The following is a 9,113-nucleotide window of genomic DNA, read 5'->3' on the forward strand; positions in this document are numbered from 1 at the left end:
AATAAAGGGAATTAAAAAAGGCACCGAAACGGTGCCCTCTTAAAATTACAGGAAGAAAGGACTTGGCTGGAATAAACGTTCAACGTCGGTAATAAACTTTTTGTCTGTCAGGAACATAATGACATGATCGCCCTGCTCAATACGCAGATTATCATTGGCGATCATGACATCGTTTCCTCTGACAACTGCACCAATGATCGTTCCCGGCGGAAGTTTTATTTCATCGATCACGCGACCCACGACGCGGGAAGTCGTCTCATCACCGTGTGCAACAGCTTCTATAGCTTCAGCAACGCCACGTCGTAATGAAGATACCCCGACAATATCAGCTTTACGTACGTGACTGAGAAGCGCGGAGATGGTTGCCTGCTGCGGTGAAATCGCAATATCAATCACGCTGCCCTGAACAAGATCGACATAGGCACGCCGCTGAATCAGCACCATTACTTTTTTAGCCCCCATCCGTTTGGCGAGCATTGCCGACATAATATTCGCTTCATCGTCATTGGTGACCGCGATAAACAGATCAACTTGATCGATATGTTCTTCCGCCAATAATTCTTGATCCGATGCATCGCCAAAGAAGACGATCGTATTCTGTAGTTTCTCGGCAAGCTCGGCTGCACGTTGCTGATTTCGCTCAATCAACTTCACGCTGTAATCTTTTTCCAGACGACGAGCAAGGCCTGCGCCGATATTACCGCCACCGACCAGCATGATGCGCTTGTAGGGTTTTTCCAGGCGTTGCAATTCACTCATCACAGCACGAATGTGCTGAGAGGCCGCGATAAAGAACACTTCGTCACCCGCTTCGACAATCGTGGATCCTTGCGGACGAATCGGTCTGTCGTGGCGAAAAATTGCTGCAACACGAGTATCGATATGCGGCATATGTTCGCGCATGGTGGATAACGCGTTTCCAATCAGCGGACCGCCGTAATAGGCTTTTACCACAGCCAGGCTGACTTTACCTTCCGCGAAATTGACCACCTGCAATGCGCCAGGGTACTCAATCAGTCGATAGATATTATCAATGACTAATTGCTCCGGCGCGATGAGATGATCGATAGGAACCGCTTCGGAATGGAACAGCTTATCCGCATCGCGGACATAATCCGGCGAGCGAATTCGTGCAATACGGTTCGGCGTGTTGAAGAGTGAATAGGCGACCTGGCAGGCGACCATGTTGGTTTCATCGGAACTGGTAACGGCGACGAGCATGTCCGCATCGTCAGCCCCCGCTTCACGCAGCACACGAGGATGGGAACCGTGCCCTTGTACCACGCGAAGATCGAATTTGTCCTGCAAACTGCGCAAGCGCTCACCGTTGGTATCGACCACCGTGATATCGTTGTTCTCTCCGACCAGGTTTTCAGCCAGCGTACCGCCAACCTGCCCTGCGCCCAGAATGATAATTTTCATCAGTCGCGACCCGTTATCTCATCACTTTTTGATTAGCTTAGCGTAAAAGAAGCCATCACCTTCTTCCAATCCTGGCAGATTTTGCAGCCCCGGATTATCAGGTGTACCTGTCTCCTGCAACACAGCGTCTGGCGTGCGCTGCAAGAAGGTTTTAATCTGCTGACTGTTTTCTTCCGGCAGAATGGAACAGGTAGCGTAAACCAGCACACCGCCAGATTTCAGATGTGGCCATACGGCATCAAGAATTTCAGACTGCAACTGAGCAAGTTCAGCAATATCACGGTCACGGCGCAACCACTTGATGTCCGGATGGCGACGAATAACGCCAGTAGCCGAACAAGGGGCATCTAACAGAATGCGATCAAACTGCTGCTCGCCGCACCATTGTGCCGGATAGCGCCCGTCACCTTGCTTAACGGCTGCCTTCATGCCGAGGCGTTTCAGGTTGTCGTAAACGCGTGATAAGCGTTTTTCATCAACGTCGACTGCCGTTACATTAGCGTCTGGGGCAACTTCCAGAATATGTGTCGTTTTACCACCAGGAGCGCAGCATAAATCGAGGATCTGCTCACCATTTTGCGGTAGCAGGTAGCCGACGCAACCCTGGGCGGAAGCATCCTGAACGGTAACCCAACCTTGCTCGAAACCAGGCAAAGCCAGTACTGACACAGGGGTTTCCAGACGTACGGCATCCGGATAAGCAGGATGAGTAAAGCCTGTCATACCCGCTTCTTCCAGCAATGCCAGCCAACTGTCGCGCGAATGGTGCGTACGGTTCACACGCAACCACATTGGCGGTCGTTGGTTATTGGCTTCAAGGATACTTTCCCACTGCTGTGGATAGGCATTCTTAATGCGCTTTACTAACCAGGACGGATGTAAGAAACGAAGTTCGCTTTGTGCAAATTCGGTTAGTAGTTCTTCCTGGCGGCGCTGGAATTGGCGTAGTACGCCATTTATCAGCCCTTTCAACTGTGGGCGTTTGATAACGACTGCACCTTCCACTGTCTCAGCAAGTGCAGCATGAGGAGGAATACGGGTATGCAATAGCTGGTAGAAGCCGACCATAATCAGATAATGGACCGTGCGCTGCTTGCCCGTCATCGGGCGCTCCATCAGTTGTTTGATCATCCACTCCAACTGGGAAAGCGTGCGCAAGACGCCAAAGCAGAGTTCCTGCAACAGTGCTTTATCTTTATCGGTGACTTTCTGCTGCATAGCGGGCAGAACATTGCTTAACGACTGCCCCTTTTCGACAACCAGTTCGACGGCTTGGGCCGCCATACTGCGTAAATTAAGATTTTTTTTCATAACCGCAAAAATAAAAATGCCCGGTTACACCGGGCGTATTGAGAGGTGACCGTCAGGCCAGACGGTTGCCAGGAATAAACCATTCCCGACGTGAATTTAGTAGATCTTGAGCACTCATCGCCTTTTTCCCTGCGGGTTGCAATGAGAGCAGGTTCAGAATGCCGTTGCCCGTCGCAACCTGGATTCCTTGCTTTGTGGCTTCAAGGATGGTGCCGGGTTCTGCTTGCGTGGAGGCCTCAATGACTGATGCCTGCCAGACTTTCACGGGTTGATCTTCTATTTCCAGCCAGCTCATCGGCCAGGGGTTAAAGGCACGAATGCAACGTTCTAACTGTGCGGCAGAGAGAGACCAGTCTATGCGGGCCTCTTCTTTGCTGAGCTTCTCTGCATGGGTAACCAGAGCGTCATCTTGCACTTCAGGCTTTGCGGTACCTGCGGCGAGCTGCTTGAGCGTATCGATCAGCCCCTGCGGGCCCAGGTTTGCCAGTTTGTCATACAGCGTGCCGCTGGTATCTTCTGCTGTGATCGGGCATGCAAGCTTATAAAGCATGTCACCCGTATCCAGGCCGACATCCATTTGCATAATGGTTACACCCGTTTCGGTATCGCCGGCCCACAGCGAACGCTGAATAGGTGCGGCGCCGCGCCAACGAGGGAGCAGGGAACCGTGAACGTTGATGCAGCCAAGACGCGGCATGTCCAGGACCGCTTTTGGCAGAATCAGGCCATAAGCCACTACGACCATGACATCCGCGTTTAAGTCGGCGACCAGTTGCTGGTTTTCCTGCGGGCGTAAAGAGACAGGCTGAAAAACCGGTAACCCTTTCTCTTCGGCCAGGACTTTCACAGGGCTGGGCATCAGCTTTTTGCCGCGTCCTGCCGGGCGGTCAGGTTGGGTAAACACACCAACGACGTTATGTCCTGAAGACAACAGCGCGTCGAGATGACGCGCTGCAAAGTCAGGTGTACCCGCAAAAATGATACGTAGTGAGTCTGACACGTTGATTCTTGTCCTTAAGCTCGGGCGTTCAGGCGGTCGAGTTTTTCAACTTTCTGACGGATACGTTGTTGTTTCAGCGGCGACAGGTAATCAATAAAAAGCTTACCGACCAGGTGATCCATCTCATGCTGAATACAAATCGCCAGCAGGCCATCCGCTTCCAGTTCAAAAGGTTTGCCATCGCGATCGAGTGCGCGAATTTTTACTTTCTCTGCGCGTGGCACTAACGCACGCTGTTCTGGGATAGAAAGGCAGCCTTCCTCAATACCGGTTTCACCGTATTTTTCCAGCAACTCTGGATTGATGAGTACCAGGCGTTCATCGCGGTTCTCGGACACATCAATCACGATAATACGTTGATGGATATCGACCTGCGTTGCCGCCAGACCAATACCTTCTTCGGCGTACATCGTCTCGAACATATCATCGACGATACGCTGAATTTCTGCATTCACTTCTTCTACCGGTTTTGCGACTTTGCGAAGGCGCTCGTCCGGAATATGTAACACTTGCAAAACTGACATAGTTATCCAGAGTTGTGTTCAGGAGTTGGAAAGATTATTACCTCTATTCTAGACAAAACCCCTGCTGATTGACAGCATCACTGACCAATCGCAAAGATTGCCAGGACCGCTTGTGACAGGGGGAGGAGGATGACCCATATCGAAATTTGGTTACGCCTAATGCGTGTCAGTGAGATGTACGGCGACGCAATGGTACGTACGGCCAATTTTCTCATTAATCAGCCCCATATCGATCCTGCATTGTTGCACAGTGCAGGATTCTCAATCCGTCAGGCTGAACGCTTTTTAACGCTTCCACAAAAGGAGCTGGATATTGCGCAGGATTGGTTAGCGCGGCCTCATCACTATTTCATTACGGCGGAGAGTAAACATTACCCTCAACAGCTTCGTGCGATTGAAGACTACCCCGGCGCGCTATTTGTCGCCGGGGAGCCTGAATGCCTTGACTCCATCCAGCTTGCCGTTGTGGGGAGTCGCTCACACTCCTGGTATGGTGAACGATGGGGGCGCGTATTCTGCGAAAAACTTGCCGCAGCAGGGATTACGGTGACCAGCGGACTGGCACTCGGTATCGATGGCGTCGCACATAAAGCCGCGTTAAGTGTAAAGGGAAAAAGCGTTGCCGTATTGGGTAACGGTCTGTTGACTGTGCATCCGCGTCGGCATGCCCAGCTCGCAGAAAACATCGTCGGTATGGGAGGCGCTTTGATCTCTGAGTTTCCGCTGGCGACACCTCCGTTAGCGCATCATTTCCCCCGGCGAAACCGCATTATTAGTGGTCTCAGTAAAGGCGTTTTGGTGATTGAGGCGGCTCTGCGCAGCGGGTCTTTGGTTACCGCACGTTGTGCGATGGAGCAAGGGCGAGAGGTCTTTGCTTTACCAGGGCCGATAGGTAGCCCGGGGAGTGAAGGTCCCCATTGGCTGATAAAGCAGGGGGCCACACTGGTGACAGCGCCAGAGGATATACTCGAAAATTTGCAATACGGGTTACATTGGTTGCCAGATGAGCCTGAAAATACACTTTATTCACCAGATCACGAAGCGGTGGCATTGCCATTTCCTGAGCTCCTGGCTAACGTAGGAGATGAGGCAACACCTGTTGACGTCGTCGCTGAACGTGCCGGCCAACCTGTGCCAGTGGTAGTGGCTCAGCTACTCGAACTGGAGTTAGCAGGATGGATCGCAGCTGTACCCGGCGGCTATGTCCGATTGAGGAGGGCAAGCCATGTTCGACGTACTAATGTATTTGTTTGAGACATACATCCATAACGAAGCTGAATTACGTGTGGATCAGGACAAACTGGAACGGGATCTTACCGACGCTGGTTTTGATCGTGAAGACATCTACAACGCGTTATTGTGGCTGGAAAAGCTTGCTGACTATCAGGAAGGCCTCGCTGAACCCATGCAACTCGCCTCAGATCCGCTCTCTGTACGTATTTATACTGCTGAAGAGTGCGATCGCCTGGATGCCAGTTGCCGGGGATTCTTGTTATTCCTGGAGCAGATACAGGTGCTAAACCTCGAGACACGGGAAATGGTCATTGAACGTGTGCTCGCACTGGATACTGCAGAATTCGACCTGGAAGATCTAAAGTGGGTGATCCTGATGGTTCTGTTCAACATTCCAGGTTGTGAAAATGCATATCAACAAATGGAAGAATTACTCTTTGAAGTGAATGAAGGTATGCTGCATTAAACGATCTTTATTCAGCATGAGTTGTTATGGCTAAATCAGCACTGTTCACGGTGCGTAAAAATGAGCCCTGCCCGCAATGCGGGGCCGAACTTGTTATTCGTTCCGGGAAACACGGTCCGTTTCTCGGCTGCTCACAATATCCGGAATGTGATTATGTCCGTCCTCTGAAATCGTCAGCGGACGGACATATTGTCAAAGTTCTGGAGGGTAAGTTTTGTCCTGCATGCGGCGCTGAACTTGTGTTGCGGCAGGGGCGGTTCGGTATGTTTATTGGTTGCAGCGATTATCCCGCGTGTGGGCATACCGAAATTATCGATAAACCTGATGAAACCGCGATTACCTGCCCTCAGTGCCGGACGGGTCATCTGGTCCAGCGCCGTTCACGTTATGGCAAAACCTTTCACTCCTGCGATCGCTATCCTGAGTGTCAGTTTGTCATCAACTTCAAACCGATAGCGGGAGAGTGTCCTGAGTGCCACTACCCTCTACTCATCGAAAAGAAAACCGCGCAGGGTGTGAAACACGTCTGTGCCAGTAAACAATGTGGAAAGCCGTTACCGGCGGATATTAAAAGTGAATAAAAACCTGCCATCAGACGCTATCGCTGCCGCGATAGAGGTACTGAGTAAAGAAAATGTCATCGCCTATCCAACAGAAGCTGTCTTCGGTGTCGGGTGCGATCCTGATAGCGAAACAGCAGTTACTCGATTGTTGGAACTGAAACAGCGACCCGTTGATAAAGGTCTCATATTGATCGCGGCAAATTTTGAACAACTGAGATCTTATATTGATGACAGCGTGCTAACGGATGCCCAACGGGAAGCCGTATTTGCCCGCTGGCCAGGTCCTGTCACATTTGTTTTCCCCGCGCCGGCGACAACGCCTCGCTGGTTGACGGGACGCTTTGATTCACTGGCCGTGCGCGTCACCGACCATCCGCTCGTGGTTGCATTGTGCCAGGCTTATGGTAAGCCGTTAGTTTCTACCAGCGCCAACCTGAGTGGATTGCCGCCATGCCGTACTGTTGAAGAAGTACGGGAGCAGTTCGGGGCAGACTTCCCTGTTGTTGAAGGCGAAACGGGAGGTCGTTTGAATCCATCTGAAATTCGTGATGCCCTGACGGGTGAATTGTTTCGACAGGGGTAAGATGATGGAAACCTATGCCGTTTTTGGTAATCCGATCGCACACAGTAAGTCGCCGTTCATTCATCACCATTTTGCACAACAACTGCAAATTGAACATCCCTATGGGCGTGTATTAGCGCCGAACAATGATTTTATCGGTACGCTTAATACCTTCTTTGCTGAAGGGGGAAAAGGGGCGAATGTTACCGTTCCTTTTAAAGAAGAAGCGTTCGCACGGGCAGATGAATTGACGGAGCGTGCGGCTCTTGCCGGGGCCGTCAACACGCTCAAAAAGCTTGAGGATGGTCGCATACTGGGTGATAACACTGACGGTATTGGGCTGTTAAGCGATCTTGAACGCTTATCTTTCATTCGGCCGGGCGCGCGTGTTTTGCTCATTGGTGCGGGTGGTGCTTCCCGTGGCGTATTGTTGCCACTGCTTTCGATGGATTGCGCAGTGACGATCGTGAACCGAACGGCTTCGCGTGCGGAAGAACTGGCGAAAATTTTTGCCCATACAGGGAGTGTTCAGTCTCTGAAAATGGATGCGCTGGTGGATCATGAGTTTGATCTGATCATTAACGCAACATCCAGCGGGATCAGTGGTGATATTCCTGCTATTCCGGCATCCCTTATTCATCCTTCTGTTTATTGCTACGATATGTTCTATCAGAAAGGGAATACGCCGTTTCTTACCTGGTGTATAGAGAAGGGAGCCAGATCCTACGCAGATGGTCTGGGTATGCTGGTGGGGCAGGCGGCGCACGCTGTTTTGCTTTGGCACGGTACATTACCAGACGTTGAGCCAGTGATTAAATTGCTGCAACAGGAGTTGTCTGCATGAATCAGGCCATCCAGTTCCCTGACAGAGAAGAGTGGAACGCAGATATCGACGCTGTCAGCTTTCCTGCGCTGGTAAATGGTATGCAACTCATGTGTGCGATTAAAGGAGAGAAGCTGGCGCATCGTTTTGGCGGCGATACTCCTGAGCAGTGGCTGGCTGCTTTTTGTGATCATCGCTGGGATCTGGAAGAAGAAGCTGAAGCCCTTATCCAGTCCCAGCAAGAAGACGATCACGGTTGGGTCTGGTTGTCCTGACTGAGATATTCGTCTTTCCACTTCACATAGTTATTCGCGGAGTATTGCAGACCTGCCTTCTCCGCGTCGCTCAGAGGGCGGATTTGTTTCACCGGGCTTCCCAGATACAGATATCCACTCTCAAGACGTTTGTTTTGCGGTACAAGACTACCTGCCCCGATCATGACGTCATCTTCTATAACTGCGCCATCCAACAGAATCGATCCCATCCCGACTAAGACGCGGTTACCGATAACACAGCCGTGTAGCATGACCTTATGCCCTACGGTCACATCCTCACCCACGATCAGGGGATTACCTTGTGGGTTGGAGGTCGATTTATGGGTGACGTGCAGTACGCTGCCATCCTGAATATTCGTACGGGCGCCGACCTCGACGTAATTCACGTCTCCGCGGATAGCAACGAGCGGCCAAATACTGACATCATCCGCCAGACGGACATCGCCAATGACGACACTGCTGGTATCGATCATCACTCGTTTTCCGATCTGCGGGAAAAGATCCTTATAAGGACGTAGTACGTCAGACATATTTACCTCAACAAAATAGAACCGTAATGATGACTTTGGTTGGATTATTGGCTCTGTGCAAGCGATTTGAGTATCAAAAATCAGGCGAATTGCGCAGGAATGGAACGAAAGGGGTGAAAAAACAGCAAACAGAAAAAAAGATCTAAAAAACACTTGTGCTAAAAAATGGGATCCCTATAATGCGCCTCCATCGACACGGCGGATGTGAATCACTTCACACAAACAGCCGGTTCGGTTGAAGAGAAAAATCCTGAAAATCAGGGTTGACTCTGAAAGAGGAAAGCGTAATATACGCCACCTCGCGACAGAGCGCTAAAGCGCGTCGCAACTGCTCTTTAACAATTTATCAGACAATCTGTGTGGGCACTCGAAGATACGGATTCTTAACGTCGCAAGACGAAAAA

11 protein-coding genes are annotated in these 9,113 nt (G+C 51.0%); 6 read left to right on the forward strand and 5 right to left on the reverse strand.

Annotated elements, in window-relative coordinates; genetic code table 11:
* Positions 1-45: 45 nt before the first annotated feature.
* The 4 genes from trkA to def are packed head-to-tail and all read right to left on the reverse strand — an operon-like array spanning position 46 to position 4,257.
* Positions 46-1,422: a Trk system potassium transporter TrkA gene (gene trkA / locus AC07UY_RS06455; RefSeq protein WP_271446015.1), complete on the reverse strand. Its 1,377-nt coding sequence runs from the start codon at positions 1,420-1,422 to the stop codon at positions 46-48.
* A 21-nt stretch (positions 1,423-1,443) separates the two neighbouring features.
* The gene (gene rsmB / locus AC07UY_RS06460) at positions 1,444-2,733 is read right to left on the reverse strand and encodes a 16S rRNA (cytosine(967)-C(5))-methyltransferase RsmB (RefSeq protein WP_494700805.1); all 1,290 of its coding nucleotides are present in this window, start codon (positions 2,731-2,733) and stop codon (positions 1,444-1,446) included.
* 52 nt (positions 2,734-2,785) lie between these two features.
* A complete protein-coding gene (fmt, locus tag AC07UY_RS06465) occupies positions 2,786-3,733 on the reverse strand; it encodes a methionyl-tRNA formyltransferase (RefSeq protein ID WP_494659762.1) in 948 nt (315 codons plus the stop codon).
* Positions 3,734-3,747: 14 nt separating this feature from the next.
* On the reverse strand, positions 3,748-4,257 hold the full coding sequence (gene def / locus AC07UY_RS06470) for a peptide deformylase (RefSeq protein WP_192610782.1): 510 nt from the start codon (positions 4,255-4,257) through the stop codon (positions 3,748-3,750).
* Between the two features lie 129 nt (positions 4,258-4,386).
* Between def and dprA the strand changes: the two genes are divergently transcribed.
* The 6 genes from dprA to AC07UY_RS06500 are packed head-to-tail and all read left to right on the forward strand — an operon-like array spanning position 4,387 to position 8,179.
* Entirely contained in the window at positions 4,387-5,511 is a 1,125-nt protein-coding gene (gene dprA / locus AC07UY_RS06475; RefSeq protein WP_494700804.1) for a DNA-protecting protein DprA, read from the forward strand.
* Positions 5,483-5,956, forward strand: coding sequence for a DUF494 family protein Smg (gene smg / locus AC07UY_RS06480; RefSeq protein WP_192610784.1), 474 nt, complete (start codon positions 5,483-5,485; stop codon positions 5,954-5,956). Before dprA ends, smg begins: the two co-directional genes overlap by 29 nt.
* A gap of 26 nt (positions 5,957-5,982) precedes the next feature.
* The gene (locus AC07UY_RS06485; protein ID WP_490469484.1) at positions 5,983-6,537 is read left to right on the forward strand and encodes a DNA topoisomerase family protein; all 555 of its coding nucleotides are present in this window, start codon (positions 5,983-5,985) and stop codon (positions 6,535-6,537) included.
* Positions 6,530-7,102, forward strand: coding sequence for an L-threonylcarbamoyladenylate synthase type 1 TsaC (gene tsaC, locus AC07UY_RS06490; RefSeq protein ID WP_494659764.1), 573 nt, complete (start codon positions 6,530-6,532; stop codon positions 7,100-7,102). The genes AC07UY_RS06485 and tsaC overlap by 8 nt, the downstream gene beginning before the upstream one ends.
* Before the next feature lie 4 nt (positions 7,103-7,106).
* Positions 7,107-7,925, forward strand: a complete 819-nt coding sequence (gene aroE / locus AC07UY_RS06495) for a shikimate dehydrogenase (RefSeq protein ID WP_494659778.1) — start codon at positions 7,107-7,109, stop codon at positions 7,923-7,925.
* Entirely contained in the window at positions 7,922-8,179 is a 258-nt protein-coding gene (locus AC07UY_RS06500; RefSeq protein WP_276293694.1) for a DUF1488 family protein, read from the forward strand. Before aroE ends, AC07UY_RS06500 begins: the two co-directional genes overlap by 4 nt.
* On the opposite strand, the gene AC07UY_RS06505 is transcribed toward AC07UY_RS06500, so the two are convergent.
* On the reverse strand, positions 8,155-8,709 hold the full coding sequence (locus AC07UY_RS06505) for a gamma carbonic anhydrase family protein (protein ID WP_494659765.1): 555 nt from the start codon (positions 8,707-8,709) through the stop codon (positions 8,155-8,157). The two genes, AC07UY_RS06500 and AC07UY_RS06505, sit on opposite strands and share 25 nt — an antisense overlap.
* Positions 8,710-9,113: the final 404 nt, after the last annotated feature.

The organism is Citrobacter sp. GW821-FHT02E08, assembly GCF_059421685.1.